Origin of the sequence: Comamonas sp. 7D-2, from assembly GCF_022749555.1 — a bacterium.
GTDB classification, from domain to species: domain Bacteria; phylum Pseudomonadota; class Gammaproteobacteria; order Burkholderiales; family Burkholderiaceae_C; genus Comamonas; species Comamonas thiooxydans.
Genome location: NZ_CP094238.1, coordinates 4,586,379 through 4,612,647 on the forward strand (window position 1 = coordinate 4,586,379; position 26,269 = coordinate 4,612,647).

At 57.6% G+C, this 26,269-nt stretch carries 26 protein-coding genes; 11 read left to right on the forward strand and 15 right to left on the reverse strand.

The features are described from left to right. Positions 1-2: 2 nt before the first annotated feature. The 7 genes from MPZ60_RS21085 to MPZ60_RS21115 all read right to left on the reverse strand — a co-directional run bounded on the left by MPZ60_RS21085 (position 3) and on the right by MPZ60_RS21115 (position 7,385). Positions 3-695 carry a hypothetical protein gene (locus MPZ60_RS21085; RefSeq protein ID WP_052057588.1) on the reverse strand — a complete coding sequence of 231 codons (693 nt, stop codon included), beginning with the start codon at positions 693-695 and terminating at the stop codon, positions 3-5. Positions 696-955: 260 nt separating this feature from the next. Beyond that, on the reverse strand, positions 956-1,954 hold the full coding sequence (locus MPZ60_RS21090) for a tripartite tricarboxylate transporter substrate binding protein (protein ID WP_034353960.1): 999 nt from the start codon (positions 1,952-1,954) through the stop codon (positions 956-958). Positions 1,955-2,057: 103 nt separating this feature from the next. Continuing rightward, complete coding sequence (nadC, locus tag MPZ60_RS21095; RefSeq protein ID WP_034353963.1) at positions 2,058-2,927, reverse strand: carboxylating nicotinate-nucleotide diphosphorylase; 870 nt, start codon at positions 2,925-2,927, stop codon at positions 2,058-2,060. Positions 2,928-3,077: 150 nt separating this feature from the next. Then, positions 3,078-4,016, reverse strand: a complete 939-nt coding sequence (locus MPZ60_RS21100; protein ID WP_034353966.1) for a membrane protein — start codon at positions 4,014-4,016, stop codon at positions 3,078-3,080. 46 nt (positions 4,017-4,062) lie between these two features. Continuing rightward, a complete protein-coding gene (locus tag MPZ60_RS21105) occupies positions 4,063-5,451 on the reverse strand; it encodes a sensor domain-containing diguanylate cyclase (protein ID WP_034353968.1) in 1,389 nt (462 codons plus the stop codon). A gap of 717 nt (positions 5,452-6,168) precedes the next feature. Then, a complete protein-coding gene (locus tag MPZ60_RS21110) occupies positions 6,169-6,723 on the reverse strand; it encodes a DUF3455 domain-containing protein (protein WP_052057589.1) in 555 nt (184 codons plus the stop codon). A 68-nt stretch (positions 6,724-6,791) separates the two neighbouring features. Beyond that, on the reverse strand, positions 6,792-7,385 hold the full coding sequence (locus MPZ60_RS21115) for a ferritin-like domain-containing protein (protein ID WP_034353973.1): 594 nt from the start codon (positions 7,383-7,385) through the stop codon (positions 6,792-6,794). A 238-nt stretch (positions 7,386-7,623) separates the two neighbouring features. Between MPZ60_RS21115 and MPZ60_RS21120 the strand changes: the two genes are divergently transcribed. From MPZ60_RS21120 to MPZ60_RS21140, 5 genes are all read left to right on the forward strand, one after another. Continuing rightward, on the forward strand, positions 7,624-8,199 hold the full coding sequence (locus MPZ60_RS21120; protein ID WP_034384920.1) for an RNA polymerase sigma factor: 576 nt from the start codon (positions 7,624-7,626) through the stop codon (positions 8,197-8,199). 18 nt (positions 8,200-8,217) lie between these two features. Beyond that, positions 8,218-9,021, forward strand: a complete 804-nt coding sequence (locus MPZ60_RS21125; RefSeq protein WP_034357735.1) for an anti-sigma factor domain-containing protein — start codon at positions 8,218-8,220, stop codon at positions 9,019-9,021. A 1,249-nt stretch (positions 9,022-10,270) separates the two neighbouring features. Further along, on the forward strand, positions 10,271-10,660 hold the full coding sequence (locus MPZ60_RS21130) for a hypothetical protein (protein ID WP_034357739.1): 390 nt from the start codon (positions 10,271-10,273) through the stop codon (positions 10,658-10,660). Between the two features lie 73 nt (positions 10,661-10,733). Beyond that, positions 10,734-11,693: a catalase family peroxidase gene (locus tag MPZ60_RS21135; RefSeq protein ID WP_242608123.1), complete on the forward strand. Its 960-nt coding sequence runs from the start codon at positions 10,734-10,736 to the stop codon at positions 11,691-11,693. Positions 11,694-11,897: 204 nt separating this feature from the next. Further along, positions 11,898-12,491 carry an HD domain-containing protein gene (locus tag MPZ60_RS21140; RefSeq protein WP_034357740.1) on the forward strand — a complete coding sequence of 198 codons (594 nt, stop codon included), beginning with the start codon at positions 11,898-11,900 and terminating at the stop codon, positions 12,489-12,491. Between the two features lie 499 nt (positions 12,492-12,990). Here the strand turns inward: MPZ60_RS21140 and MPZ60_RS21145 are convergent, their stop codons facing one another. The 3 genes from MPZ60_RS21145 to MPZ60_RS21155 all read right to left on the reverse strand — a co-directional run bounded on the left by MPZ60_RS21145 (position 12,991) and on the right by MPZ60_RS21155 (position 15,085). Beyond that, positions 12,991-13,908 (reverse strand): nitroreductase family protein, encoded by a 918-nt coding sequence (locus tag MPZ60_RS21145; RefSeq protein ID WP_034357742.1) that lies wholly within the window; start codon positions 13,906-13,908, stop codon positions 12,991-12,993. 195 nt (positions 13,909-14,103) lie between these two features. After that, positions 14,104-14,388, reverse strand: coding sequence for a hypothetical protein (locus MPZ60_RS21150; protein ID WP_012839761.1), 285 nt, complete (start codon positions 14,386-14,388; stop codon positions 14,104-14,106). A gap of 379 nt (positions 14,389-14,767) precedes the next feature. Beyond that, positions 14,768-15,085, reverse strand: a complete 318-nt coding sequence (locus MPZ60_RS21155) for a winged helix-turn-helix domain-containing protein (RefSeq protein WP_187771837.1) — start codon at positions 15,083-15,085, stop codon at positions 14,768-14,770. A gap of 856 nt (positions 15,086-15,941) precedes the next feature. Between MPZ60_RS21155 and MPZ60_RS21160 the strand changes: the two genes are divergently transcribed. Together MPZ60_RS21160 and MPZ60_RS21165 are read left to right on the forward strand one after the other, a co-directional pair. Beyond that, on the forward strand, positions 15,942-16,403 hold the full coding sequence (locus MPZ60_RS21160) for a cupin domain-containing protein (RefSeq protein WP_034357747.1): 462 nt from the start codon (positions 15,942-15,944) through the stop codon (positions 16,401-16,403). A 185-nt stretch (positions 16,404-16,588) separates the two neighbouring features. Then, positions 16,589-16,831, forward strand: a complete 243-nt coding sequence (locus tag MPZ60_RS21165; protein WP_034357749.1) for a heavy-metal-associated domain-containing protein — start codon at positions 16,589-16,591, stop codon at positions 16,829-16,831. Positions 16,832-17,165: 334 nt separating this feature from the next. Here MPZ60_RS21165 and MPZ60_RS21170 read toward each other — a convergent pair whose 3' ends face one another. After that, on the reverse strand, positions 17,166-18,398 hold the full coding sequence (locus MPZ60_RS21170) for a DUF4382 domain-containing protein (protein ID WP_034357752.1): 1,233 nt from the start codon (positions 18,396-18,398) through the stop codon (positions 17,166-17,168). Between the two features lie 280 nt (positions 18,399-18,678). Between MPZ60_RS21170 and MPZ60_RS21175 the strand changes: the two genes are divergently transcribed. Beyond that, positions 18,679-18,852, forward strand: coding sequence for a hypothetical protein (locus MPZ60_RS21175; RefSeq protein WP_169749760.1), 174 nt, complete (start codon positions 18,679-18,681; stop codon positions 18,850-18,852). Between the two features lie 424 nt (positions 18,853-19,276). Here the strand turns inward: MPZ60_RS21175 and MPZ60_RS21180 are convergent, their stop codons facing one another. The 4 genes from MPZ60_RS21180 to MPZ60_RS21195 all read right to left on the reverse strand — a co-directional run bounded on the left by MPZ60_RS21180 (position 19,277) and on the right by MPZ60_RS21195 (position 22,218). Next, positions 19,277-19,660 carry a DUF6713 family protein gene (locus tag MPZ60_RS21180; protein ID WP_034357754.1) on the reverse strand — a complete coding sequence of 128 codons (384 nt, stop codon included), beginning with the start codon at positions 19,658-19,660 and terminating at the stop codon, positions 19,277-19,279. Positions 19,661-20,066: 406 nt separating this feature from the next. Then, positions 20,067-20,588, reverse strand: coding sequence for a universal stress protein (locus MPZ60_RS21185; protein ID WP_034357756.1), 522 nt, complete (start codon positions 20,586-20,588; stop codon positions 20,067-20,069). Next, a complete protein-coding gene (locus tag MPZ60_RS21190; protein WP_034357758.1) occupies positions 20,585-21,559 on the reverse strand; it encodes a TerC family protein in 975 nt (324 codons plus the stop codon). Before MPZ60_RS21190 ends, MPZ60_RS21185 begins: the two co-directional genes overlap by 4 nt. Before the next feature lie 146 nt (positions 21,560-21,705). Beyond that, positions 21,706-22,218, reverse strand: a complete 513-nt coding sequence (locus MPZ60_RS21195) for a universal stress protein (RefSeq protein WP_034357759.1) — start codon at positions 22,216-22,218, stop codon at positions 21,706-21,708. A 197-nt stretch (positions 22,219-22,415) separates the two neighbouring features. Here MPZ60_RS21195 and MPZ60_RS21200 point away from each other — a divergent pair, with 197 nt between their 5' ends. The 3 genes from MPZ60_RS21200 to MPZ60_RS21210 all read left to right on the forward strand — a co-directional run bounded on the left by MPZ60_RS21200 (position 22,416) and on the right by MPZ60_RS21210 (position 25,883). After that, positions 22,416-23,300 (forward strand): LysR family transcriptional regulator, encoded by an 885-nt coding sequence (locus tag MPZ60_RS21200; protein WP_034357761.1) that lies wholly within the window; start codon positions 22,416-22,418, stop codon positions 23,298-23,300. Between the two features lie 203 nt (positions 23,301-23,503). Next, the gene (locus tag MPZ60_RS21205; RefSeq protein ID WP_034357763.1) at positions 23,504-25,069 is read left to right on the forward strand and encodes a sensor domain-containing diguanylate cyclase; all 1,566 of its coding nucleotides are present in this window, start codon (positions 23,504-23,506) and stop codon (positions 25,067-25,069) included. 445 nt (positions 25,070-25,514) lie between these two features. Continuing rightward, positions 25,515-25,883 carry a DUF1428 domain-containing protein gene (locus MPZ60_RS21210; RefSeq protein ID WP_003071059.1) on the forward strand — a complete coding sequence of 123 codons (369 nt, stop codon included), beginning with the start codon at positions 25,515-25,517 and terminating at the stop codon, positions 25,881-25,883. The last annotated feature ends 386 nt before the right edge of the window (positions 25,884-26,269 follow it).

The following is a 26,269-nucleotide window of genomic DNA, read 5'->3' on the forward strand; positions in this document are numbered from 1 at the left end:
TCTCAAGGCAGAAACGAGGGCGTCAGCAGACGCAATCCCAGCGAAAACCAGCGCTGATTGCCTTCGCCAATGCGGTTGCCGTATGTGGCATCAATCTGCACCCTGTCCGGCACGACCCAGTAACGCATGCCCACCTGCACCAAAGGCTTGCCCGAGCCCTGTCCATAAGTCTCGGCAATCAGCCAGGTGCGCTCCCACAACTGGGTCTCGCTGCCCAAGCCCCAGGTCAGATGATTGCTGCGGGTACCCTGCTCGCGCAGCCAGCCCAAATTGGTGTGCAACACCACTTTGTCATCAGCCAGCGACCAGCTGACGGGCACATAGGCATACATATCGTGACCGCCACCCGCATCGCGACGCGGGTCGCGCGACATGCCTGCAGCCAGCCCCCAACCCCAGCCATTGGTCTCCAGCGTCTTGAACAGTGTCTTGCCCTGAAGCATCTGTGCGCTGCCACGCGTGCTGCCGCTTTCACGGCTCAAAGCCCCTCCCATGGTCAATTCCAGGTTGCCGGTGAAATTGCAGGCCGGCTGCGCCCAGAACTCGGTATGTCCTTTGGGGCTTTTGACCCAGCTCTCAAGCTGGCAGGCTTTGGCATCGACGATGCGCGCATCATCAGTATTCATAGGGCGGGCCGCGTAGGCCGCCGTGGCCAGAGTTGCAACCGCTACCGGCAGCAGCTTGTGTAAAAACATGAGTTCCCTCCCTGCTATGTGCTTTATTCAGAGGCGTGGCTCTGCGGCAATCAACCGCTTGGCAGAAGATTAGCGCAGCACTGTGACACAGCTTGGGCAGCCCGACAATCCAAGTGTTTTTCTGACTTAGTCCTTGTACGACAAGTACATGAAGCTATTGATTGATGAGCAACAAAAATAGCCCGCAGCATTCGCGCGCATTCCGATGACCGTTTCCGCGGTCTACTCCACCGGCAGCCCCCTAAGACAGACATGCGGGCTCAATCCACCTTCAGACCAAGACTCCGGGTCACCACGGCATAGCGGTCCATGTCTGCAAGAATCTGTGCCCCGAATTGAGCTGGGGACTGCTGCACCAGCGTATAGCCCTGCTTCTGCAGAGACTCCTGCATCTGGGGATCGGCCTGAATCTGCACCAACACTGCGTGCAACTTTTTCACAATCGGCTCCGGCGTGGCTGCCGGCGCCAGCACTCCATGCCACTGCTCCACGGCAAAAGCCTTGACGCCTTGCTCCGCCACCGTGGGCACATCGGGCAGTTGAGCCACACGCTCCGGCGCAGTGACGGCAATGGCACGCACCCGCCCCGAGCCCATCAAAGCGACGGCACTGCTGGCCGTCACCACACCCAGCGGGACCTGATCGGCAGCCACTGCGGTAATGGCAGGACCGCAGCCCTTGAACGGAATATGCTGCAACCGCACGTGCGCTGCCTGCCCCAGCATCTCACCCGCCATATGCTGGGGCGTGCCATTGCCGCAACTGGCAAAGGCCAGAGGTCGCTCCTCCGATGCCTGCGCCAATGCATCCGCAAGGCTATGAATGCTGCTGTGCTCCGGCACCACAAGCACTGAAGCAATAGTGCCGGCATTGAAAACCGCCTTGAAGTCCTGGCGTGGATCAAAGTCCAGCTGATGATACACACCGGGGTTGATGGCAAACGAGCTGTTGGCCATGAGCAGCGTGGCGCCGTCGGGTGCTGCCTCGGCCACTGCGCTCGCGCCGATATTGCCGCTGGCGCCGGGCCGGTTCTCCACCACCACGGACTGGCCCAAACGCTGCTGCATGGCTGCGCCCAGACGACGCGCCAACAGGTCCGTGCCACCGCCTGGCGGAAAGGTCACAACGATGGTGATGGGCTTTTCAAAACGGACTACCGCCGTGCCCGCACGGGCATGCCAAATCCCCGCAGCCGTCACCGCCAGCGCTGCAGCAACCAGTACTGCCCAGCTGCGGCGCCACTTCAGCATGGCCTTCATCAATGCCCCCCTAAAACAAGGGGCCGCAAGCAAGCGCCGCTGCGAAGCGAGGCTGCCCCTCTCCCATGGAGGGAAGCGGCAAAGCCGCTCAGGAGGTAGGCCATCAAGCGTCCAGACCTATATCGAGCACGCGCGCACTGTGCGTGAGCCAGCCCACGGCAATCTGATCCACGCCCGTGGCGGCCACGGCAGCTGCGGTTTCGGGGGTAATACGCCCCGAGGCTTCGGTGATGGCCCGGCCCTTGCACATACCGACCGCAGTGCGCAAATCATCCAGGCCCATATTGTCCAGCAGCACTACATCCACGCCCAGTTGCAGCGCAACATCCAGCTGGGCCAGCGTATCCACTTCCAGCTCGATCTTGACCATATGTCCCACGCCGGCACGAGCACGCCCCACAGCCGTGGCGACATCGCCGGCCAGTGCAATATGGTTGTCCTTGATGAGTACGGCGTCGTCCAGGCCAAAACGGTGGTTGCTGCCGCCACCGACACGCACGGCGTACTTCTGCAAGGCTCGCAGGCCCGGCATGGTCTTGCGCGTACAGGTCACTCGGGTGCCGAAGGGCTTGATGGCCTCGGCAATCGAATGCGTGGCGCTGGCCACGCCGCTGAGATGGCAAAGGTAGTTGAGCGCCGTACGCTCGGCCGTGAGAATGGCTCGGCTTTTGCCACGAATGCGGGCGATCTCCATGCCTGGCTGCAGCAGCGTGCCGTCTGCGCAGCGGACGTCAAACTCCATGCGAGCATCCATCAGCACAAAGGCCAGACGTGCCAGATCAAGGCCGGCCAAGATGCCATCCTGCCTGGCCACCAGACGCAACTCGCCCATCGCATCGGCAGGAACAATGGTGTCGGTGGTCAAGTCTGCGGCGCGTCCCAGATCTTCCAGCAAGGCCATGCGTACCAGCGGCTCCAGCATTACATCGGGCAGGGGTGGGACGGGCAAGGCTGCAACTTTATTAATGCTCATTTTGAGTATTTTTGGTTCAATAAAAAACGCAAAGACTTCCAGATCGCTTTCAGGCCTTACGCAAACGGACTTATGCTAAGTCTGAGCATTATTTAAGTCAAGCCGCTCCCGCAGTTAAAACAGTCCTCCATCCCAAGAGTAGTTCAGGGGCTAATGACTTCTTGCCAGCGGCAGCTTGTTGCCAGCAATGGCGCGCTCCAGCATTACATTGCGTCGGAAGCGGAACAGCTTGGCCGGGCGGCCCGCACCTACGGCCGTCATCTGGCCTGTTTCCTCAACCAGCGCCTGCTGCTCGATCAGGCGCCGGAAGTTCTGCTTGTGCAAGCCGCGCCCCGCCAACGCCTCCACCGTCTGTTGCAACTGCAGCAGCGAGAATTCCTCGGGCATCAGTTCAAACACCACGGGCCGATATTTGATCTTGGCGCGCAAACGGGCCATGCCGGTAGCCAGAATGCGGCGGTGATCATTACTCATGGCGGCACCGGGCAGCAATTCGGCCGCGCGTGCCTCATCATCCTCGCCCCAGGCTTCGGGCACCACACCTGCCTCAAACAGCAGCTCGTAGCGCTGCAGAACAAGCTCCTCGTTCCATTCGTGCTCATCCAGGCCAAAAGTCATTGAAGCTCTTTGCCAGCGTGCGCTTCTAGCTACACTATCTGAAGCAGCTTCGCTCCAGGCATGCAGCGCTGGCGCAATGCGTTCGGCAATCACGCCGGGCATCCCGTCGCGCCAGTCCTCCCAGGGAAAGTAGCGGTACCAGTCCTGCCAGCCCGGCTGTGCGGCACCGACCTCATCCAGTTCCTGAATCAGCGCCAGATAGCTGATGGAGATGACATGCATGCCCAGCTGCTGCGAGCGCTCCCGGTCTGCGAAGGTGTAGAGCTGCTCCACAAAGCCCAGAGGATGGTGGGTTTGCTTCTCCACCCAGGCACGCAAGCTGGCCTGCAGCGAGCGGTGGTTGCTGGTAAAAGGCCCGGCAGGCAAGGCTTGCCCGGACCCGGTGGTCAGGATACGGGGCTGGCCACCCGTGACGGCAACCAGCACTGCCACCAGATCGGCCTGCACGGAATGCAGTTCGGAATTGTTCAAACCACTCAAAAGCTATGAAGACGAGGACAGGGAGGAAGAGCAAATTCTACGGTGAGGCAGCCCCTGTCCACGGCTTATCCGGACTCTTCCCCGAAAAGGTCAAGGAATCGCCCTGCGAGAGCAACTCGGGCGCTTGCACCAAAGGCATGTTCATCGACCCCGTGGCGATGGCCACCTGATTGCGCCCCCTATGCTTGGCCCTGTAGAGCGCCGCATCTGCGCGCTTGAGCAGATCGTCCTCGGTTTCGCCCGGCTCCCAGAGCCCGACCCCTAGAGAAATGGTGAAACGCCCGACCTCGGGATCGGCGCATTCCGCCACGGCACAGCGAATGCGCTCTGCCAGGCCCGCGGCCACACTGAGGCTGGCATCCGAGAGGACGATCAGGAACTCCTCTCCGCCCCAGCGCACTGCATGGTCATAGCGACGAACCTTGCCGGAAAGCACATGTGCCACCATCTTGAGCACGCGATCTCCGGCGACATGACCAAAGCGGTCGTTGACCTGCTTGAAAAGATCGATATCGCCCAATATCACGCCATAAGGTCGCAGCTGGTTCTGAGCCTGGAGCTGGTTGCGCTTGAGCTCGGTCTCGCCTGCATGGCGGTTGAGCAAGCCCGTCAGCTTGTCGCGGTTTGCGCGCTCGCGCAACTCCATCTCTCGCTGCACCATGCGACTGATGTCCTTGGATGCCCCTACATAGTGGCTGATCTGCCCTGACTCGTCGCGCAGAGCTGCAATGCTCTGCTCGGCGTAGTACACGCCGCCGCTTTTGTGACGGTTGATGAAGGTGGCGCGAAAATTGTGGCCAAGACTCAATGCTTCCTGCAACTGGGCATAGAACTCCGGCTCATGCAGGCCCGAGCGCAGCATCTCGGTGGGTTGGCCCAGCAGTTCCGCCGCGCTATAGCCCGTGAGAGCTTCAAAAGCCTGGTTGACAAAGACGATGGTGGAGTCGCGATCCGTGATCAAGATGCCGTCATTGGCCGCATTCAATGCCCTGGCGAGCAGCGCGCGCTCCTGCTCGGCCCGCACACGCTCCGAAATATCGCGCTGCACCGCCACAAAATGCCGAATGACGCCCTTCTCATCACGCACGGGGGAAATATTCCACTCCACGTGGTAGGTGCTGCCGTCCTTGCGGTAGTTCACCACACTGCCCTGAAATGGCAGGCCTTGCTCCAGAGACTCATGCAAACGCAGCAACACCAGTTGATCCGTCAACGGCCCCTGCAACATGCGCGGCGAGCGGCCCAGAAGCTCTGCTTCGGTGTATCCGGTCATCTCGCACATGGCCGCATTGCAGTACTCGATGACAGCCCCCTCTCCATCCAATCTGGCATCGGTAATCATCACTGCGCAAAAGGACTGAGCCATGGCGATCTCCAGCAACTGGCCGGTGATCGTTCGCTTTGCGATGGCATTGGCACGAATCATGTTTGAACCTCGAGCGCGCTTGCAGTCGTGAAGGCTCATTATTCGTTACTTTGCGTCACTTGCGTATACCAAAAACACAGCATCTCAGCTTGTCCACGCCGAGCTGCCCTCAGCGGTGCAGCCACCAGGTCATAAACCGGAAATTTCCGGGCTTTTCCCGCGGGCTGAGCTGCCCACGCCCGCCCCCCCCCGCGCATCACCCATGGTCAGGGACATCAGTAGCTCAAACTGCAATCAGATGGCAGCTGTCAGCCTCGGGCCGACCGCAATGGGTACACGGGGCTGTCCCTTACCAGCCGGTATTGCATTGCCGAAGCCGCCTAGCGGCAAAACCGGAAAAGGCAGCCGCCTCAGCGGCGTACCGCAGCCATTTCCATGATTCCTAGAAGCAAGCATCAATGGAAAGAAAGCACGTTGGCCGACTTCAAGGACAAGACAGTTCTGGTGTCCGGCAGTGGCTCCGGCATGAGTCGAGCGCACGCATCGTGATTGCCGAAATCAAGCCTAGCAGGCCATTGCCGCCGGCGAGTCCATGCAAAGTGCCGGAATCGAGGCTCTGGTTACCCAGGGCGATTGAGCCACGAGATCCATGAGCACGCTCGTGCCACCTGGCCTGCGTGGGGATGCCCATCCAAGCAAAAGCACCTCGTGCACCAGGCTGAAAAAAGGCGCAACGTCCCGGCCTCTGACAGGGAAGGCGCGCCACTGGACTCTCTGTCAGGCTGCTTTCCAGAAAATATAGTCGGCCTGATACTGCACGATCTGCGTGCTGCCTAGATTCGCGGTTCCGCAGGCCATGCTCGGCGCGACGCCCCCCTTGGTTGCCACACGCTGGATATAGGTCACCCCCTGCATGGCTCCCATGCCGGTGGCAGGATTGGCCTTGACCAGTTGCAAAGGGATATTGCCCGCTCCGGCAGGAGCCACGGCAAGCTGCGCGGCAGTGACCTTGGAGCCGTCGTTATTCTCCCAAGTCGCTGGCGGCCCCCAGTATTTGCCGATGACCATACCGCTTCGCGTTTGCAGCTTGGCATCGGGGCCTACAAACACCCATTCGTGCTCGGTTGCCATGTCCTTTTTGGCTCGGCACTCATAGGTGATCTGGCCGATACCCACGGTCTCCATGACCACTTTGTGTCCCGCGGGCACCTGCACGGAAGCCGGAAGTTCGGCTTGTGAATACATGGAGTGCGAGCCCATGGATGCGCAAGCGCTCAGGCCAAGCGCGGATAGGCACAGAGCGGTCAGCGAAAGTGTGTGTCGGTGCGTCATGATAATTCCCTCAAACAAGGTGAGAAATGCACTGGGCGGACTTGCCCGGTACTCGGGGCTGCGGCTTGTCAGCCGCCAAACGTCAAGGCGTTGCCAGGCAGCGGACGACCAAGAGCCGAGTTCAGTGCTGTGTAATGCATGGTTTCATCAGCCGCCAGACGTCCCGCGACCTTGGCCAGATCGCGGCTCTCAAAGGCGGGAATGACGCCCAGGTAGGCGTTGGCCGCCCCAAGCTCCAGTCTTGCGGCGAGAGCCAGTACATCAGCCTGGCTTTTCAGGGTTGCAGCCTTCAGCGATTCGGCATAGGTCTGCATCGAGGCCTCGGCTACCGGTTTGCCCCCCAGTTTCTGAATGCTTGCAATCAGGGCGTCACGGTGGGCCTTGTGATGGCTTTGGAACAGCAGGGCGACATCCAGCACGGGCTTTTGCAGCAGACCGCTACCGGCTCCCAGTTGGTATGCATTGATAGCTTCATGCTCCAGCCCCAGGGCCACATTGAGGATGGATACATCCTTGGCTGGGTCATTGCCCATGCCTTGAGCCAGGGCTTCGCGGCCTGCCAGCATGGCGACGGCCACCGCTGACAAAGTGCCGGTAGTACCCAGAAATCCGCGTCGCGATGCCATGAGTGAGGGATGGCCTTCAAACAGATTGATCTTCATGATGACTCCTAGTTGGCTGTGGAGCTGTGTCGGGCAATTTCGATGTCCGACTCTTGGAATACGCAGCCTGTGGATCGGTGGATTCAAGTTTTTGAAAATATTTCTGAGCCAATTCATGCGTTGCCCACATCCGGCAGCCGAGATGCTGCGTATAGGTAAATAGGCAAGGTCGGCAAGACGCCTTGGCAGTTATCCAACAGCGCCGCATTAAAGAGGCGCTTCTCTTCACAATGGCTGCATGAGCGCCAAAACATCGGACAACGAATTGATGGACTTACTCGACCGCGTCGCAACCCGGGATGAGCGTGCTCTCAAGCTGCTGTACGACCTGACCGCCTCGCGGCTGTATGGGCTGGCTCTGCGCATCGTCGCCAACAAAGAGTGGGCCGAGGATGTGTTGCAAGAGAGCTTTCTGGGCATCTGGCGCAGTGCGGAGACCTACCGAGACTCGCTCAGCCCGCCTCTGGCCTGGATGGGCATGCTGGTGCGCAGCCGGGCTTTGGACTTTTTGCGTAGGCGCAGGGCCGAGCGCCTGCATCTCAATGTCCCGATCGAGAGCGTGGAAGAGCTGTTGCAGGACAAGGATGCGCATGCGCCCATGCAGCTGATTGAGGCTAGCGAACAAGCCGCGGCATTGCATCAGTGCCTGCAGCAACTGGCGCAGCCCCAGCGCCAAGTGGTGAGCTTGGCCTATCTGAGGGATTTAAGTCATAGCGAGCTGGCCAGCTGCCTGAAGCTGCCGCTGGGCACCGTCAAGACATGGATGCGCCGCAGCCTGGAGCAACTGCGCAAATGCATGGCCCGCCATGTCTGAGCGTCAGGAGTCCACATCATGAATCTGACTCGAAACCCCGAATTGCTCGACCGCCTGGCTGCCTCCTATTCATTGGGAACCTTGCACGGGGGGGCACGCCGACGCTTTGAGCAACTGGCACGTGAATATCCGCAGGTACGGGCGGCAGCATTGCTGTGGCAAGGTCGCTGGTCGGCCTTCTCCGAGGTTCAGACTCCAATACAGCCCGATGCAGTGGTCTGGACACGCATAGTCAATTTGCTGCAAGCCGAAAATGCCAGCATCAGACTGGCTCGCCAACATGAAGCTGCTGTATCGAAGCCGCCAGTGCCATCACTCGCTTGGTGGCGCGGGCTGGCCCTGGCAGGCGGATTGGCCACTGTGGCGGCTGTCTCGGTGGGACTTTGGTTTCAGCGGGGGCTCGAAGACGCCTCACAGCAACAACTGTCTGCGCTGCAAGCTCAGCTCCAGATGACACAGGCTGCACTGCAGGCTGCTCCCCAGATTCAGTATGTGGCGGTGCTGGCCGACGGCAAGGCCAATGCATCCATGCTGGTGACGTTCGATCCTCGACATAGGCAATTGGTGTTGCAGCGTGTGAGCGGCTTTAAAGAAGCGGACAACCAGTCTTTGCAACTGTGGGCCTTGCCCCAGCAAGGCGCTCCGCGTTCTTTGGGCGTCATGGGTGATGGAAAGCTTGAGCAGCTCACTGCTCAGGAGAGCGATGTGAACGCAATCCCGGCCCTGGCCATCAGCCTGGAGCCGAAAGGCGGCGTCCCCAGCTCAACGGGGCCGACTGGCCCGGTGCTTTTCAAGGGCGCACTCATTCGCCGAGATCTCTGATTCGCATCTTCATTGACACTGCAGCGAACTGTGCCCGATTTATCCAGAACCATGGAGGTTCAACAGCTGCCATAAGTGGCGAGTCCTGTCGCTGCTTTCTGCTGCAAAAACGGTGCATCGGCTTGCTCCCCCGAATGAGCGCCTTGAATTGCTTGGCAAATGCGCGGCCATCATTCAGGCTTCCTGGAGGCGCAAGGTAAGTTGCGACATCGCCGTATGACCATGCTCAGGACATGCTGACGTGGCCGCCTGGATTGATGTGCGGCTACAGCCCTGATCGCCTGAATCACCAGTAAGAATGCCGGTGATGATTGGCACCTGCTACGGCTAGTACAGATGCCGGCCCTCGAACTTCGGACTCCAGCCCTCCAGCGCATGAACGAGCTGGCTATCTTTCAGGACAGCACGGCTCGTCTTCCGGCCGCGTCGTGACAGCCCAGCCCTGCCAGGGCGGCCCGGACTGGGTGGTCCGCGCGTTGTGATTGCAGGAACAAAATGAGCTTGATGCGGTGTCAGCTGCGGATGCAGTACCTGCAGCTCAATCTACAAAAATCGAGCATGGTGGGGCGTCGGGAGCGACAAGACGTCGAGATGGCTATTGCCGCTGCCTTGCTTGCTATTTGCCCATGGCGCCTTTCGACATTCCTTCCTTATCCATGGCGTCCTTGCTCATCTTGTCCTTGCCCATGTGGTCCCTGGAGGATTCTCCATGCTTCAGAGCAGTTGCAGCACAGCCAAGACCATAGGCTTCCAGCCTGTTTCTCGAGGGTTCACAGTCCCTCTTCTTGAACGACAAGACTGTCGAGGATTCACAGCTGAACAAAGCTGCAGCACCCATGCCTGGGAAGACTGACTGGCCGGCCAGCAACTGGGCTCGCTTAGACGACGGCATCAGAAACGCCTGGTTGGGCGAGCGTTTCAGGCTTGACCGGGTAAAGGCGGATTGTTCGGGCTGCCATCTGCTTCGCAATCAATGACTACCCGACAACAGTGGTGCAGACATGTATCGCTTTTGAGGCGATGCAGCTCTTCCATAAGCCGCTTGGCCTGGCTGCGCACTGATTTTCATCGACAACCGCGAGCCGCAGAGACCGGCCCCAGAGACATGACTATTGGGTGACGCGGCCTGAGCTACGTATGGCCGGCATCGTTGACATCAATAGAGATTGAAAACCGCGTAGTTACAGCTCTGCATGGAATAAACCGCTTCGTTGAACTGTTTACAGCAAGTCAACCAAAAGGAGACTCCATGACCCGCTTCGTTTTCCTTGCCGCCCTGAACTCGGTGCTGCTGGCGGCCTGTGCCATGACATCCGGGACCCAGGCACAGATGCCAGCCTCCGCCATCAATGGTGTGCTCGCTGACCCCAATCAGATGACGCTCTATGTCTTCGACAAGGATGCCGCAGGTTCCGGAAAAAGCGTGTGCAACGGCGTCTGCGCCACGAACTGGCCTCCGTTGATGGTGGCCTCAGGCAGCGCTGCTAGTGGCGACTGGAGCGTCGTGATTCGCGACAGCGGCGACAAACAATGGGCTTACAAAGGCCGTCCGCTCTACTACTGGTCCAAAGATGCCAAGCCAGGAGACAAGACGGGAGATGGCTTTCTCAACAACGCCTGGCACACAGCCCGACCCTAAGAGTCCAAGGTCCGAGCATTGAAAGGAAGAAACAATGAACCGCAGAAAAATAAAGCTCACAGCGGCTTGCATCATGGCGCTGCTCCCGGTGTTCCTCCAGGCTGCAGAACCTGAAGTGACGGCACCCGAGGTGATCCAGGCTCTGGAGGGTACCTTTGGCGTGCACCAGGGACAGCGCCGCAATCACATCAAAGGAAGCTGCGCGATCGGCGAATTCGTCGGCACCTCTGAGGCGGCCGGCTACTCGCGCTCCATCTTGTTCACAGGCAAAGTCGTTCCGGTAATCGCCCGCTTCTCTCTGGCAGGTGGCAATCCCAAGGTCCCTGATGCCGCCAGGAGCGCGCGTGGCATGGCGCTGCAATTCAAGCTCCCGCAGGGGCAGTTGCAGCAGATGTCCATGTTGAACACCCCCATGTTCGGTGCATCCAGCCCCAGAACTTTCCTGGATCTGACTTTGGCCCAGCGCCCGGATCCCGCCACCGGCAAGCCAGATCCGGAAACGCTCAGCGCATTCAAGGCTTCCCATCCCGACAATCATGCCCAGGCGCAATATTTGGCCAGCCACAACCCGCCGGATAGCTACACCCACAGCGCATTCTTTGGAATTCACACCTTCAAGTTCATCAACGCACAAGACAAGGTGACGCTGGTGCGCTGGCGCTTCGTGCCGCAGGAGGGTGAGAAGTCTCTGAGCAACGAAGCATTGAAGACGGCAGATGCCGACTTCCTGGAGAAAGCCTTGATCGACAGCACGGCGCAAAAGCCGGCTCGCTGGGACATGCTGGTGACTATAGGGCAGCCTGGCGATCCACAGGACGACCCTACGCAGCCCTGGCCCGCACAGCGGCCCGAGTTCAAGGCCGGTACATTGACGATCACCAGTGCTTCGTCCCAAAAAGCATCCATGTGTGAGTCGATCAACTTTGACCCGATGGTCATGGCCGACGGCATTGCGCCGACCAATGATCCCGTGCTCCGCTTTCGCTCCCAGGCCTATGCTGTGTCATTTGGCAAGCGCTTGAGCGGTCAATGAATTCCAGGATCACCTCGGACGGATCAAGACATCCGGGCATCCGAGACTGCGGCCGGCAGACCTTGCAGTTCGCGGCCGAACCAGCCTGTGTGCTCTGCGCTGCGTACATCCGGCAGAGTGCATAGGGCGAATGCTCGTCTCCTTGCCTCCCTGGCTTTTCAGCATGCGACGACCGAGAACATATGGGTCTTTATAGAATCGGGCATGGATATCGACAAGATCAAGGGCCGTCTGGCCTTTCTGCAAGAAGCGGAAAAGCTCAAGAGCGTGCTCCGAAGCGCGCACACATCGACAGGCAGGACGGAGAGCACCGCCGAACATACCTGGCGTCTGTGCCTGATGGCGATGACATTCGAGGACGAACTGGCCGGCATGGACATGCTCAAGCTGCTGAAAATGTGCCTTGTGCATGATTTGGGCGAAGCGATTCACGGAGACATTCCTGCCATCGAGAAAGACCAGCATCCTGACAAAAGCGAGCAGGAAAAGGCCGATCTGCTGCATCTCACACGCTCGCTCGATAAGTCGCACCAAGCCGAGATCCTTGCGCTTTGGCAGGAGTATGAGGATGCCGCATCGCCCGAAGCCAAAGCCGTGAAGGCACTGGACAAGCTGGAGACCATTCTTCAGCACAACCAGGGAGCCAACCCGGCCGACTTCGACTACGGGTTCAATCTGACCTACGGTCAGAAGCACACCAGCGCCGAACCTCTGTTTTCATTGATGCGCAAAATCCTCGACGAAGGCACACGCCAGAGAATTGCCGAAGCCTCCCGCAATCCTGGCCGGTCGCTCTAGGCCACCGTCAAGCGACTGCCAGCAAGGCATTTCTTGTCTGAGAGTGAGTGTTGCAAAGCAGCCCTTGCTCGTCGCAATCGAGCTGCTGCATCGTGCCCGGATGAGCAGCAGCGTACGGGAATCGACGATCACAGAAGTTGGAATGGTTTGACTGCTCCCCAAAACCTGACTCTTTGATTTTTCATGCGACGTCGGTCGAGCACAGCCGCGGCTTTGGGTCAGAAGCTTGCGGCCGCAAACCTCAGCCTCTGGACAGATATGCAGCGGCACCATCGAATCGAAACGTCGGCAGCACTCCTACCTGGCAAACGCATGATCTTTTGGGGCTTCGAGCCGTCCGTCGAAGTGAAGACTTGACGCCAGCCTTCGGGCCTCGCTGCCCGTGACCCGCTCAAGCATGCCGGTCATCTCCTTGCTCAAACTTGGCCAGACAAGAGCAGCGCTCGCAGCTTGCCTGCAGAAAGCATGCCGCCTGCGTCTGGCGAAGATGTCGCATAACTTAGCGGGGAACCTGTGATTCGGAGATTGCATTGCTGGCCGCCGAATCAAGGCAGACTTGGCTTTTCGCAGGAGTCTCAACACTCGGCTCACCGGAATGCCAGAAGGCTCTCACAGTATCGAGCATGGCGGGCTTTCGCTGCGGCGGCGCTGCCGTGATGCTGCCAAGGCTGATGAATCCGGCCAGATACTCGGTGGACTCTATCCCCAGTTCAGCACAAAGTAAAACGTCGAAGCAGCGCTCTCCGCTGAGCATGATGGCACCAAAGCCGAGTTGATGCGCGGCATTCAGCAGGTTGCCCAGTGCTGAGCCGGCTGCCAGCCATTGTTCACGCTCCGGCACCCGCATGCGCAGCTTGGGCGACATGATGAAAGCGAGCAAAGTCGGGCTGCGTGTGGCGTGCTCACGCGCACGCCTGAGGTCCTCAGTGGAGGCTAGAGGGTCGCGGCGCAATTTCTCCTGTTCGAATAAATCTGCCAGCCGCGCTCGAGAATCCGCGGGAAACACCAGCACACGCCAAGGATGTAGACCACCATGATCTGGTGCGCTCAACGCCGCCTCGATCATCAGGTCGATCTCCTGGCTGTCCGCTCCCGGAGCCTCAAGTCGCTTCGGTGAGACGGAGCGTCGATCCAGAAGAGGGGCAATCGCCTTTCTGCTGTTCGAAACCGCAAATACATGCTTGAGGGTGGAAATGGCCTCCGACAAGCCTTGGGCCCAGACAACGACCTTCTCGCCTTCAGTCGTGACCCCCCGAAAGACTGTCCCGGTTTTCACCAGGGAACAGCCGTACTCGCGTTCGGCTTCTGCCACAGCTTTCTTCAGCTGCGCTTGAGAGATTTGACATGCAATTGCTGCTGCCGCCCAGTCCTGCTCCCGATGGAGGGCCAACAGGTAGGAAATGTGATCTTGCTTCACTAAAGCCCTCTACTAAACATGATCGTCGCGAAGTACGAACAAGGCATTGATTATTCGAACCAGCTTATGAGCGGTGATCTGGGCGAGCCGTGTTCGTCATGTCTTTGCACATAGAGCGCACACCTTCTTAAATCGATGTCTGTCCTTGCAAAGCCGCGCCTGCTTGCGCAAATCTTTGAGGGGAAGATGGGACGTTCAGTCTGCAGCCCCTGAATATCGAACCAAGGGACGCAGCATGGGTTTGAGCGGATCAGGCGTGTTGTCCAGTTCGGACAGCGCATCCGCCTGTTCATACAAAGCAGCAGTCACGCCCGGTGAGTACGCCTGGTGCAGGTTGGCCACTTCAAGGCGGGTATACAGAGCAGACGCGATGGCCTTGCGGTGCTCTGGCCGCTCGAGATGGAGCCCCCAGATTGACTCCTCCAACAGTATTTCCAGCACTTGCAGCCGCTCTTCAACGTTGAGCTTTTCGCTTCCCATATAGGTCTCAATTCACATAAGCACAAGAGTTCGGGAGACAGTGGCAGATGGAAGCAGGAGGAGCCGCTGCGCGCCAACTAGACGAAGTCTGCCATGCCAGCCTTCGTTATATTTAAGTATATATTACGAAGAGATGAGCCACCCACTGAATATGGTGGGTGAGAATTGGGCAGCACTGCTTGCTCATGGTTTGCGAGAAGCAGGCCAGCGTTTCTGACGGAATTGATGCGATGCCTTCAGCGCCCTGCCCTCGTGGTGACGGGGAGGCGATGAGCGTCAAGCGATGAAACTCGTACTTGAGCCGCAGCACGAAGCTCAATGCCATGAGAGATTCTTTGCACTACGCCACTGCGTGCAAGTGCCTGTGCCGTCAGCCTACCTAGCTGCTATGGACCAAGGCGACCAGCTTGTCCAGATCGGCTTGACATGCCCGAAGAGCATGTTGCTCGATACGCCTATACAGAGCAATCACCAGATGCCCCGTTTCAGTGAGCTCCGTACCACCTCCATGAGAGCCGCCCGTCGATGTGATCACCGCCGGCCTATTCAGCGCATGATTGATGCCATCGACCAGCAACCAGGCCCGACGGTAGGACATGCCCAGGGATTTGGCTGCCGCAGCAATGGATTTGGTTTCGTTAATGGTCTCCAGGAGTTCGATTTTCCCAGGGCCGATGGCAATGATGTCACCGGCCATAACACGCATGCGCAGCTTCACTTGTGGTGAAGCGAGATTGGAGCGTGAAGGTGTATTGGACATGTGGTTTGAAGGCACAAGCTGTGAAGTTACTGAAGGCTCAGCGTAACCACGTCGCCCTGGGCGGAACTATTTCGGCACAGCACGGATTATGACAATGGCTGAAGCCTCAAGTCCGAAGCATCAGCGTAGTCAACAGGCTCGGTTCATATGGTCGGAGTGCCAAAACCGCTGAACATCGAGGCTGAATGCGCGGCAATAGGCCTTCAGCTCTTTTGCATGAGCCCTGACCGCGGACTTTGCCGTGAATCACTTGCTGTATGCGACGACCGCTCGTGACTGCACAGCCCCCGGAGCCGGGGCTCAGCTGAGCGCTGTGAAACGATGACTGACAGGCCGCAACGTGACCATGAGCAGCTCCAATCGCGGCAAAGCCGTCTCCTGGCACATGACTGCATTGTGTCGATATGCGACAGCCGCAAAACCAGCCTTTGTTGTCAATCGACTCTGCGATCTGCTGACTCCATGGCCTCACTCCATATCGGAACCTGTGACGCCGCATACCGGAGCAAATTGCAGGTTCTGCAACCTTGAGCTTGGCAAACGTGCCTCCCTGGCACCTTTTGGCTCCAGGTTGTCGAGAACCGGCAGCTACCATGAGCTGCGCACACAGACATTAGCTTTAGCATTGGCATGGCTTGTAAACCCAATCTGCCTGCAATAGGCTTTGATACCTCCTGTCAACATCTGTGAAGTGCGTATGGCGGATCATCACAGCCCAATTCAGGAGGCTCGTCCCTGATGACGCGTGCGATGTCAGCGGCGATGTGTATAGGTCGCGCGCAAGGAGACTCTGATGTCTCATTTTTCGTTCGCTCGTTCGGCCAGCCTCGTCGCGCTGGCAGTGATTCCTATGGCATCCTGGGCCATCCACGGCACCGAAGGTGTCGAGTGGGGAGCACCGCCTCCGGTTCTCGCCAAAGGAGCCAAGTTCGCGGTACTCCTAGGTGATCCCAATCAACCCGGCCCCTATGTGGTGCGTCTGTCCGTGCCCTCCGGCTATCGCGTCTTGCCGCATTGGCACAGTCAAGCCGAGAACGTGACCGTCATTTCGGGCACGGTCATGATCGGGATGGGCGACAAGTGGGACTCGAAGGCACTCAAAGTCCAAAAAGCCGGCAGCTTCGGTTCGATTCCGGCCAAGGCCAATCACTTCGCCATGTTCAAGGTTCCAACAGTGATCCAGATCCACGGGGAAGGCCCATTCGACCTGAACTACGTCGACCCGGCAGATGATCCGCAGAAGGCGCACAAGTAAATCCAGGTTGCACACCCAGCGTGCTCTCGGCGGAGCCGCTGGCGTGCCCCCTCGCGCAGGGCAAGCGCATCAGGAACAGGTTGGCAGATGCCATCGCCCCCGGTCAGCATCGTAGATACAAGGCATTTGACATTCTCATGATGTCAGGGTTGAGACTTGACTCACAACCTTGAAAGGAGCATGCAATGACTGCTTTTCGTGTGACCGACATGACATGCGGTGGCTGCGCGGGGCGCATCAAACGATCAATTGTGGCCATGGATGACAAGGCCTGCATCGAGTTTGAGCTCAAGGAGCGAACCGTGCGTATCTCGGGAACCGCATCTGACGCCGAGTTTGCAGAGGCCATCCAGGATGCGGGGTATACGCCTGAGCTAATTGAACCGCCCCCTGCCCTGGCAGGCAATGCAGGCCCAAATACTGCTTGATGCAAATACCGGACAGCTCATCCGGGTGTTTCATGCTGCGGTGGCGATGATGCACCCTCATGAGCGGCTCGGGTAACGAGGAGACCGATTGAGCCAGGGATCTCGCCAGAGCGATCGGTTCACCCTCCTGAAGTGCTGGTGCATCCAGCGTGCTCGTGATTTGCTGGAACTCCCGGCGCTTCACACTGCGATTGCAACCCCGGTGATCTCCGATGGATGCAATGAAAGCGGCCTGAAAGGCCAGGCTTTCATTTTGGGAAGCAGGCGACAGCACGATCTGGGCATGGATACGGAATGCCACGAGCAGCATTCCGACCCATTGCCCAGTTTTTCCTCAAGGCGCCAGAACCAGATCCTTGGTGGTCACACTGTTGGCGGTTGTCAGCGTCACTGCTGGCGCAGTGGTCTGAGTGGTGTAGCCGGCAGCGCTACCCAAGATGTTGTACTTGCCAGCGGCAGCGGTGTCTGCAGTGAAAACCAAAGGCCCGCTTGCGACGTAAGGTGCCTTGTTGGGCGCCAGCAATGGCAGATTCAGGCTGTAGTTTGCATTGGCGGGATCAACCAAAGTCCATGCAACATCAAGCCTCTGACCTGCACTCAGCACCTGCTGGGCATTCACATCAGCATCGGTCAAAGGCGTATTGGATGTGTTTGTCACCTTGCCCGCAACAGTCGCCGAAGCAGATGCAGGCAGTGGAATGGGGGCCGTCGATGCGTTGAGCGTGGTAGTGCCAGCAGCGATAGAGACAGGAACGCCAGTCACTGCGGCGGTGGTCAGGTTCTGGCCTGCAACGACGACGGTGTAGTTGGTGTTCTCCGGCAGGTAGGCCAATACGAACTTGCCTGTGGTGGCGTTGGGCACGGTGGCGCGCAAATTGTTGTCCGGGTCACGTGTGGACACCACGACGCTGGAGGCCAGAGCGGGATCCACATAGCCCACAATTGCTGTAGTCAACCGCTTGATGACGGCCACCACGGGTTTGAGGTTGTAGTTGCCGGAGTTACCTGCCTTGACAATGGACTTGCAGGCATCGAAGTCCAGAACCATATCGGCGACCTGACCGCCGGTGACATTGAAGTTGGCCTTCAGCTTGAAGCCGCTTTGTTGGCCGCTGGGAGTGGTCAGCGCGATCTCGTTGGTCGAACCCGACAGCACCAGTGCATTGGCCAACGGATTGGCAGATGTCGGGTTGGAAGGATTGTCAGCCAGCACCAATCGGACCTGCTGGTAGTTGCCGGCTGGTAGCGGAAGCGAGCCCAACTCTTGCAGTACACCATTGGTCAAACCGAGCAGGTCAATGCGCTGGGCAGGAATCGTCAACTCGCTCCAGCCAGAATCGGTGGTACCTGCCGTGGCGCTCTGATGCACGCGGATTTTGGTGACAGTGACATAGACATGGTCATAGCCACACGCCGGAGCGTCGGTCATGGCCAGCTTGAGCGTGCCTTGCTGTGGGGTGCTATCGCCACCACCACCGCCGCCACATGCTGCCAGGCCGGCAGCAATCAAACCCAAACCCGTCCAGCACAAGGCCTTGGCAGATCGGAATCCATGCAAGTTGCTCATACCTTACCTTTTTGAAAATAAAGACAGCGCAATGCTAGGAGTACCCTTGGATACAGTGTTACGACTCGTAGACCCCGCATTCGAGCCAATCTCTGAGCAGATCCAATCATGCTCTACCTTCGGTAACAATGCCATTGAAACCTGCCTCCATATGCCACAGCCATCGCCGAAAATAGGACATGGCTGAGGTGATCCAGGTATGGGGTCCATGAAGGCTCGGATACCAAGCCTGCATTGCTGCCATCGAGCAATCATTGATAGAGAAGTACAGACAAAAGCCATGCTGCGCAGCAAATTGGGAACACTGCTAGTGATCAGTGCAGCACTTTCTTGTGCGGCAGGATTTGCTCTGGATGCCCAGGGCAGCATCGCAAACCTTGAGCTTTGGATAGCTTTGGCAGTCCTGCTGCTCCTCAGCGGTGCAGTCCTGATCGTCCTGGGACAGAACGACTAGCCCTTTGAGGCCGAACGACGCTGTTGCCAGCATTAATCGCGACCGCCAGTTCCAGGCCCTGGGCAAAAGAAATAGTGACGTCACCGAGATCCTCCCGATCATTCTCAGGGCCTCCCTGCAGCTCACGGTGACATGCGTCAGATCGAAAGGATTTCTATGAAAAAAGTGCTAGCGCTGGTCGCCACAGCTTTGCTGCTCAGCGGCTGTGTCGTGTATCCGAACGGCTACTACGACGACGGATACAGAAAACCCCACCCTCATGGGTGCCCACCTGGGCAAGCCAAGAAAGGCAACTGCTAGCACTGAACCTCGCTGTGCGCACTTGCAGGCATGAATCCATCTGATTGACTGTCATTGGCCACCCATGGAGCCACCGTCGACACAGGCTGACTGCCGGCACAGACCGGGACCAGGCGGTCACCAACTAAGGCAAATTTTCTAGACGACGCAGAGCCACCAGTTGCCATATCGACAGAATGAATGTTGCCAGCATCAACGCAATCGACATGGGCTGAATGAACGACTCGCTGCCTTGGAAGAAGAAAAACGCGTGAATGCCTACGGTTAAAAGGCCGAGACAGGCCAAGAGCTTGTAGTAAGGCAAGCCGGTTTTCAGGTTGGCGACAACCCGGCTGTGCGAGTACATGACCAATCCAATGATTGGAATATTGAGGAGCAGGTTGATTTGATTGCCGCCAGGAATGAGGAACAGCTCCCATTCATGCCAGTAGGCTGCGTCAATTTGATGCGTGATCAGGATGGTGGCATTTGCCAGAAAAAGAAGGCGAAGGCGGTCTTGCATGGGCATTGACAGTGCTTCTGTCTATTTTGCGGACATAAAGACTACCCTGGCCGGACTCTTCAACCAATTCAATCGGGGATAGCCTCTCACGACCAAGAGCGATCGGTCATGAGCATTTGCGGACCGCTCGGGCTGAACTTGAGCAAGTGACTTTGACGCCTTGACGCAGGCTGCTCCTCATGCAGCCAACGTGCCCCCCAAACCAGCCGTTGCCCCCAACCCGTCAGATCCGGCCACGGGAAGACTGCACAGGCCAAGCATTCACTGCCGCAACCAATCCGCAAGAATTCGATTGCCGATGCCTGCTTGGTATCCACTTTCACCAGTCAAGCATCGCCGGTTGGCTGAATGCGTCAGCTCGTCGCGAATGCAGACAGTCTGTTGCCTCGGCCAACTCCATGTAGATATGGACTCAACGCACGATCAAAACCGGCATCCGTGCCAAACGCAAGACTTTGCAAGTCACAGACCCGAGCAGTACGGCTTCTGTTGCCGTTAGCCCGTGGGAGCCGATGCAAATACCGAAGCAGCCAAGAGATTCAGCCAAACCCACGATAGCGATTGCATCATCACCCATGACGACATGAAGATGCCAGGGGACAAGGGTAGCTGATTCTGCGAGCGCTCGACGCGCCCGGGCCGTGGCTGCCCAGCCGTATCGACCCAACTCGGTCTCCGCAGCCTCTTTGCTCAACCAGGGCTGCACATTCACGAGGTCAAGCATGCTGCCTTGCCCCATTGCCACCAAACGGGCACCAACGGCAACAGCACGCGAAGAGCATGCAGAGCCGTCCACTGCCACCAGCCAACGTTCGCCACCGGTATTTGCACAACTGCACTTGCCTTTCCACGTCAATGAAATCAGCCTGCCAAGGCTATCGCGCCGCTCGAGATCAGGCGCAGGCATGAGTGCAGGCATCGCTGCATCGCTCATAGAACACTCCTTGAAGATTTTCGGCCTGAGAGCTTCACGCTAAGCAGCACGGAAATCAGGACAATCGAGCCAACAATGAGTAGCGACCAATGCACGGGCATATGAAACCAGGGCATCATCAGCATCTTGCCTCCGATATAGATCAATACCAGAGCAAGGCCGTACTTGAGCAGATGGAAGCGTTCGGCCATGTCCGCCAGCAGGAAGTACAGCGCCCTCAAACCCAGTATCGCGAAGATATTGGATGTAAAAACGATAAATGGGTCGGTGGTGACAGCGAAGATGGCCGGAATACTATCCACGGCAAAGACCAGGTCACTCGCCTCAATCATCAGTAGCACCAAGAACATCGGTGTTGCATGAAGCAATCCATCGATGCGTACGAAAAACGACTGGCCGTGAAAGCCTGGCGCTATACGCATGTGGCAGCGCAACCAGCGTAGCAGTGGATTCTTTTCCAGATCGGGCTTTTGCTCAGCCATGATCAACATCTTGCCGCCCGTGACCACGAGCAGCAGCCCAAAAACGTAGAGCACCCACTCAAACTCGGAAACGAGCCAGATTCCGCCAAGAATCATTGCTGCCCGCATCACGATCGCTCCAAGAACCCCATACAGCAGCACGCGTCGCTGCAACTCTGGCGGGACAGCGAAGTAGGTAAAGATCATCACGAAGACGAACATGTTGTCTACCGACAATGCCTGCTCGATGAGGTAGCCGGTAAAGAATTCAAGTGCCTTGCGATTGGCAATTTCACGACCTGCGGTAGCGTCCAAATACCACCACAACAACGCGCCGAATGTGGTGGCAAGAGCCACCCAGGTGGCAGTCCAGCTTGCAGCTTCCTTGGCCGACACGCGGTGAGCCTTGTTTCCTCCGAGGACAAATAGATCCAGGCCCAGCATGATGAGCACAAAGACAATGAAGCCGATCCACATCGGGCCGGTTGCCAAGGTTTCGATGTTGTGCATGAAATGGCCCCAAGCGTTTGCTTCTTTGCCTTGAGATACTGCTTGCACCATGGGCCGCTGACATGCCCCGGCCAACCGCAGAGACAAGGCGAAACAACGGCGTAGCGAGGGCAGTGCGAGCGGCTCTCAACGTCGCTGTCGAGCTCTTAACTGGAAGCCATCCATAGAGCCACAATGCCCGCTCCGGCACCGACTCCCGCTGGAATACCAATGCGCTCCAGCTTCGAGGCAGGCTCGCCCGGGATCACCTCTACAGGCACGCTGGTTCGCTCCAGCACCTGATTCGTCACTGAATTCTCGATAAGACGCACCAAGGAACTCTTTCGCGCCGTGCTCATGACAATCAGGTCGCAATGAAGCCTGCGCGCGACATCCACAATGCAGTCAACCTTGTTGCCGACTTCCGAGTGGACAGCATATGGAATCCCGGCGGCATCCAGCATTTGCCGAGTGGTCAAGAGCGCCGACTCCGTCTGCTCATGATGAAACTCCATCCGGTCACTCCTGCTTGAGTAATCGGTGATGAGTTTCGAGAATGGCGGCTGCACGTTCAGGAGATGAATCTCCAGATCTTCGCTCTTCCTGAACTCGTCGATCACGTGACGTATTGCAAACAACGAATTGGCTGATCCGTCTGACGGGACAAGAACTCTCAGCATGGTGCTTCTCCTTTGAGGTGAGCTGCTTGGTGCAGTGACTCACCTGAGTGGATCCTCGTTCAAAGACCGCTTGCGCCTTCTGATTCGAAGGTTCTCCGCCGAGCACTTCTCCTGGCCCTGGACAACACCAACAATAGCGATGCAGCAATTTAATAAAAGCAGATAATTTGGAAGCAATAGCTCCGAAAAGCCGAACAATGAGCCCTGGCTTCAGTTACAGGCACCTTTACTATTTTTGGGTTGTCGCCAAAGAAGGAGGCATGGCCCGTGCTGCCGAGCGCCTGGGCATGGCTGTACAAACTGTTAGCACCCAAGTTCGTGAGCTGGAGCGGTCACTGGGCTATGCACTGCTCAAACCTGCAGGGCGAGGCGTTGTCCTGACAGACGCAGGACTTGCCGCCATGCGGCAGGCAGAGCAAATCTTCCAGCTAGGGGAGCAGTTGCCTGCGGTAGTGCGTGACGCAGTGGGCATGCCGACCATGCGTTTGATCGTCGGCATCGCCGACGAGTTGCCCGAACTGGCGGTACGAAGCCTGATGCAACCTGTGATGCAGGAACCCCATCTTCGACTTTTGTGCTTGGTTGACGAATTCGAGGATTTGCTGGGTGACCTGGCTTTGCATCGACTTGATGTCGTTCTGGCCGACCGTGCCGCTCCTCCAAATCCCAACCTCAAGGTCTATAGCCACTCTCTGGGCTCATCCCCATTGGCCTGGTATGCACCTGCATCCTTGTTTGCAGCAGCTCGGCAAGACTTTCCGCAGTCTCTGGCCAAAGTCCCCGTGCTTCTGCCAACGGCCCATGCAGCAGTGCGCGCAAGGCTTGATCAGTGGTTTGAACGAGAGTCCATCAAACCGCATGTCATAGGCGAGTTCGAGGACAGTGCATTGCTCAAGACGTTTGGAGCAGCTGGCATGGGTGTCTTTCCAATGGCCAGCTTGGTTCACGAAGACTTGACGACCCGATATGAGGTGAAGCGTTTGGGCGATTGCGAGGGTGTGGAGGAACACTTCTTCGCAATTGGTGCAAGCAGGAAGGTGCTACATCCTCTGGTGCAAAAGCTATTTTCGACAAGAGGCTAGATTTCCTCGTAAAGCAAGCGCTCAGCACTGTCGGCGAATCGAGGTGTAGTGAAGTTCGCGCCTGCGATCAAAAACCGTCTATGGCCGAAATCCCCAAGGGCCATCAAAGCAGACTGTTGTGAAATGTGAAGAAAGCGCTGTGCTGACTTATTCAAGCACAATCTTTACAAGTTCGGTATCACCAGTGCAGGTGCTTAGACAATATGAAATCAACTCATTGGTTTGCTATTGATCGCAGTCACTTCTCCAGCATTTCCTATGCAATGCTCTTCGTGGCTGGAGCAATTGCGCTCTCGATGGCGGCGATCTGTGCGGCAGCTCTTTATCAAAGTCGGCTGGACACAATGAAGCACGCGGTGGAAACATCGCGTAATGTGGCTCTTCTCGCCGAAAATGATGTGGTTCGAAATCTCGAACTCTATGCGCTGTCATTGCAGGCCGTGATTGATGGATTGAACGATCCCGAAGTGATGGCGGCATCGCCGCACCTGCGCGAAGTTGCCTTGTTCGACAAAGCTGCGACTGCATCCTATTTGGGATCAATTCTGGTCTTGGATACCGAGGGAAACATTGCCATCGATGCACGAAAAGTCAAGCCAGGCAATGTCAACTTCTCCGGCCATGATTTCTTCACCGTGCATCGAGAAAATTCCGGCAAGGGGCTCTATGTAGGAGACCCATACGCATCACCGCTGCATGGCGGCGCCTTGAGCATTCCCCTGAGCCGTCGGCTTTCTCATGCAGACGGCTCTTTCGCAGGCATAGTGCTGATCGATGTCCAGCTTGAATATTTCAGAAAACTATTTTCCGGGCTGTCGCTGGGTGAGAATGGATCGCTTGCATTGATAAGAAAAGATGGCGCGATGATGATGCGCCAACCCTTTGATGCCAAGGTCATAGGACGCAATATACGAAACGCAAGCACATTCAAGCGGTTCACTGCTGAGCCTGAGGGCAGCTTTTCAGATATCTCCTACCTTGATGGCACTCATCGCCTGTACTATTTCAAGAATCTTCCGAGCTTGCCGTTCATTATCATGGTCGCGAAAGCGCACTCCGATATTTTCACGGCTTGGCGACAACGTGCACTGATCATTGCCTGTCTGATGGGGGTGCTCACAGCAGCCTTTATCGGCTTGTCCTTTGCTTTCGTGACACAGCTCAAGCGACGAATACGCGCCGAGTCGGAGTTGGCCTTGCTAGCTCGTACCGATGGGCTGACGGGCTTGAACAACCGCCGCAGACTCGACGAAATGCTGGATCAGGAATGGCACCGGGCAAGACGAAACCATAGTATTTTTTCATTGCTATTCGTCGACATTGACAGGTTCAAGGTCTACAACGACACATACGGACACCAAGCTGGGGATGACGTCATCGCAACCATAGCCAAATGCATTGGTGACAGTATTCGCAGGCCAGGAGATATCGCAGCTCGTTATGGAGGTGAGGAGTTCATCGTTGTTTTGCCGGATACATCTCTAGAGGGCGCGTCATGCATTGCGGAAAACATCCGCGCCGCCGTTTCGCAACTCTCTATCGAGCACTCAGGAAGCGAATTCGGCTACATCACAGTCAGCATCGGTTGTGCGGCATGGGAGCCAGAACACGATGCAGATGTAGCCTCGGTGATCCGTTCGGCCGATGAGGCGTTATACAAGGCCAAGACGACAGGTCGCAACAAAGTTGTTGTATTCACCAAAACTCCGACACAGCGAGCAGCAGACTTTCGGGACACAACGCAAAGCCATAGCCAGTCCCTGATCTGAATCCGTCATGGAGGCGGCACCGGTGCTGATGCTCGATGAACCTAAGAAAGAATGACGAAAGGTTGCAATGCCGCTCGACAATTTCTGCTTGCCCTGGCTGCAGCAAAGGCTGCAACGGCTCTTGCCGACGGCCAGAAGCTGTCTGTCACAAACTTCAGCTTCTGCGCTGGTGAGCTGCATTACGATCAACGCGAAAACTGCCACTACATTCCCAGCGAACCACTCGACTGACATCGAGTTGAAGAGCAGGATGCATGCGCATTGGCTGCTCAGGTTCCAGGTAACTACAGACAATGTTGAAAGGCCATGCTCAGCCTGGATTGCTGGAGCGTGATCTGCGAGCTCAAGGGGCCCAGGCTGAGAGCACTGCAGCCACCGGCCCTGCGGGCATTGTGAATGCGGCGCCAGCTCCGCATCTAACGGTCAATTCAGCAGGAGTGAAGATATGTCATATATCGATGGTTTCGTGATCGCTGTCCCCACCGCCAACAAGCAGAAGTTCATCGAGCACGCGCGCAAGCTCGACCCGATATTCATCGAGCTCGGCGCAATCAGGGTGATCGAGGCTTGGGGAGATGACGTCCCCGATGGCAAGGTCACCGACTTCCGCCGCTCGGTTCAGGCCACGGCCGAGGAGACAGTGGCTTTTTCATGGGTCGAATGGCCGGACAAGGCCACGCGCGACGCAGCCATGAAGAAGATGATGGAAGACCCGCGCATGGACCCATCCGCCCCCGGCAACCCGCCCATGCCCTTCGACGGCAAGCGCATGATCTTTGGGGGTTTCGAACAAGTCGTCGAAGTGAAGCCCTGAAGTCTGATGTTCAGCTCATTGAGCTGTCAAGTTCAAGCCTAGGCGACATCCCCCTCTCACCAGTTGCTTGATGCAATGCAGCCAGGTCTCCACCTAGCTGCGCCGGTGATCCCTGCGGCAGTCTCCTCATTGCGATGCACAAAGACATCGCCCTTGCGCATCCGGGCATTCTCTCTAGGGGGAGTGATGGGTGTGGCGGGGCGACATGCAGGGGGCTGTGCGTCATGAACTCCAAGAGCCGTGACGATCAACCGCAACTCATCGCCGTGGGTTGCGCCTGCAATTGCGGCAGTACCGCCACCCCGGGAATTTGAGTCCGGTAGGCTCAGCAAGCAGAAGCAGCCCGCCCTCACTGGATTGATGCACCACTTGCCGATACCGGCTAT

What these genes read in the sequence shown, in the direction of transcription:
- MPZ60_RS21085 (WP_052057588.1), bottom strand. Translation starts at nt 695, where the DNA reads ATGTTTTTACACAAGCTGCTGCCGGTAGCGGTTGCAACTCTGGCCACG.
- MPZ60_RS21090 (WP_034353960.1), bottom strand. Translation starts at nt 1,954, where the DNA reads ATGAAGGCCATGCTGAAGTGGCGCCGCAGCTGGGCAGTACTGGTTGCT.
- nadC (WP_034353963.1), bottom strand. Translation starts at nt 2,927, where the DNA reads ATGAGCATTAATAAAGTTGCAGCCTTGCCCGTCCCACCCCTGCCCGAT.
- MPZ60_RS21105 (WP_034353968.1), bottom strand. Translation starts at nt 5,451, where the DNA reads ATGATTCGTGCCAATGCCATCGCAAAGCGAACGATCACCGGCCAGTTG.
- MPZ60_RS21110 (WP_052057589.1), bottom strand. Translation starts at nt 6,723, where the DNA reads ATGACGCACCGACACACACTTTCGCTGACCGCTCTGTGCCTATCCGCG.
- MPZ60_RS21115 (WP_034353973.1), bottom strand. Translation starts at nt 7,385, where the DNA reads ATGAAGATCAATCTGTTTGAAGGCCATCCCTCACTCATGGCATCGCGA.
- MPZ60_RS21120 (WP_034384920.1), top strand. Translation starts at nt 7,624, where the DNA reads ATGAGCGCCAAAACATCGGACAACGAATTGATGGACTTACTCGACCGC.
- MPZ60_RS21125 (WP_034357735.1), top strand. Translation starts at nt 8,218, where the DNA reads ATGAATCTGACTCGAAACCCCGAATTGCTCGACCGCCTGGCTGCCTCC.
- MPZ60_RS21130 (WP_034357739.1), top strand. Translation starts at nt 10,271, where the DNA reads ATGACCCGCTTCGTTTTCCTTGCCGCCCTGAACTCGGTGCTGCTGGCG.
- MPZ60_RS21135 (WP_242608123.1), top strand. Translation starts at nt 10,734, where the DNA reads ATGGCGCTGCTCCCGGTGTTCCTCCAGGCTGCAGAACCTGAAGTGACG.
- MPZ60_RS21140 (WP_034357740.1), top strand. Translation starts at nt 11,898, where the DNA reads ATGGATATCGACAAGATCAAGGGCCGTCTGGCCTTTCTGCAAGAAGCG.
- MPZ60_RS21150 (WP_012839761.1), bottom strand. Translation starts at nt 14,388, where the DNA reads ATGGGAAGCGAAAAGCTCAACGTTGAAGAGCGGCTGCAAGTGCTGGAA.
- MPZ60_RS21155 (WP_187771837.1), bottom strand. Translation starts at nt 15,085, where the DNA reads ATGGCCGGTGACATCATTGCCATCGGCCCTGGGAAAATCGAACTCCTG.
- MPZ60_RS21160 (WP_034357747.1), top strand. Translation starts at nt 15,942, where the DNA reads ATGTCTCATTTTTCGTTCGCTCGTTCGGCCAGCCTCGTCGCGCTGGCA.
- MPZ60_RS21165 (WP_034357749.1), top strand. Translation starts at nt 16,589, where the DNA reads ATGACTGCTTTTCGTGTGACCGACATGACATGCGGTGGCTGCGCGGGG.
- MPZ60_RS21170 (WP_034357752.1), bottom strand. Translation starts at nt 18,398, where the DNA reads ATGAGCAACTTGCATGGATTCCGATCTGCCAAGGCCTTGTGCTGGACG.
- MPZ60_RS21175 (WP_169749760.1), top strand. Translation starts at nt 18,679, where the DNA reads ATGCTGCGCAGCAAATTGGGAACACTGCTAGTGATCAGTGCAGCACTT.
- MPZ60_RS21180 (WP_034357754.1), bottom strand. Translation starts at nt 19,660, where the DNA reads ATGCCCATGCAAGACCGCCTTCGCCTTCTTTTTCTGGCAAATGCCACC.
- MPZ60_RS21185 (WP_034357756.1), bottom strand. Translation starts at nt 20,588, where the DNA reads ATGAGCGATGCAGCGATGCCTGCACTCATGCCTGCGCCTGATCTCGAG.
- MPZ60_RS21190 (WP_034357758.1), bottom strand. Translation starts at nt 21,559, where the DNA reads ATGCACAACATCGAAACCTTGGCAACCGGCCCGATGTGGATCGGCTTC.
- MPZ60_RS21195 (WP_034357759.1), bottom strand. Translation starts at nt 22,218, where the DNA reads ATGCTGAGAGTTCTTGTCCCGTCAGACGGATCAGCCAATTCGTTGTTT.
- MPZ60_RS21200 (WP_034357761.1), top strand. Translation starts at nt 22,416, where the DNA reads ATGAGCCCTGGCTTCAGTTACAGGCACCTTTACTATTTTTGGGTTGTC.
- MPZ60_RS21205 (WP_034357763.1), top strand. Translation starts at nt 23,504, where the DNA reads ATGAAATCAACTCATTGGTTTGCTATTGATCGCAGTCACTTCTCCAGC.
- MPZ60_RS21210 (WP_003071059.1), top strand. Translation starts at nt 25,515, where the DNA reads ATGTCATATATCGATGGTTTCGTGATCGCTGTCCCCACCGCCAACAAG.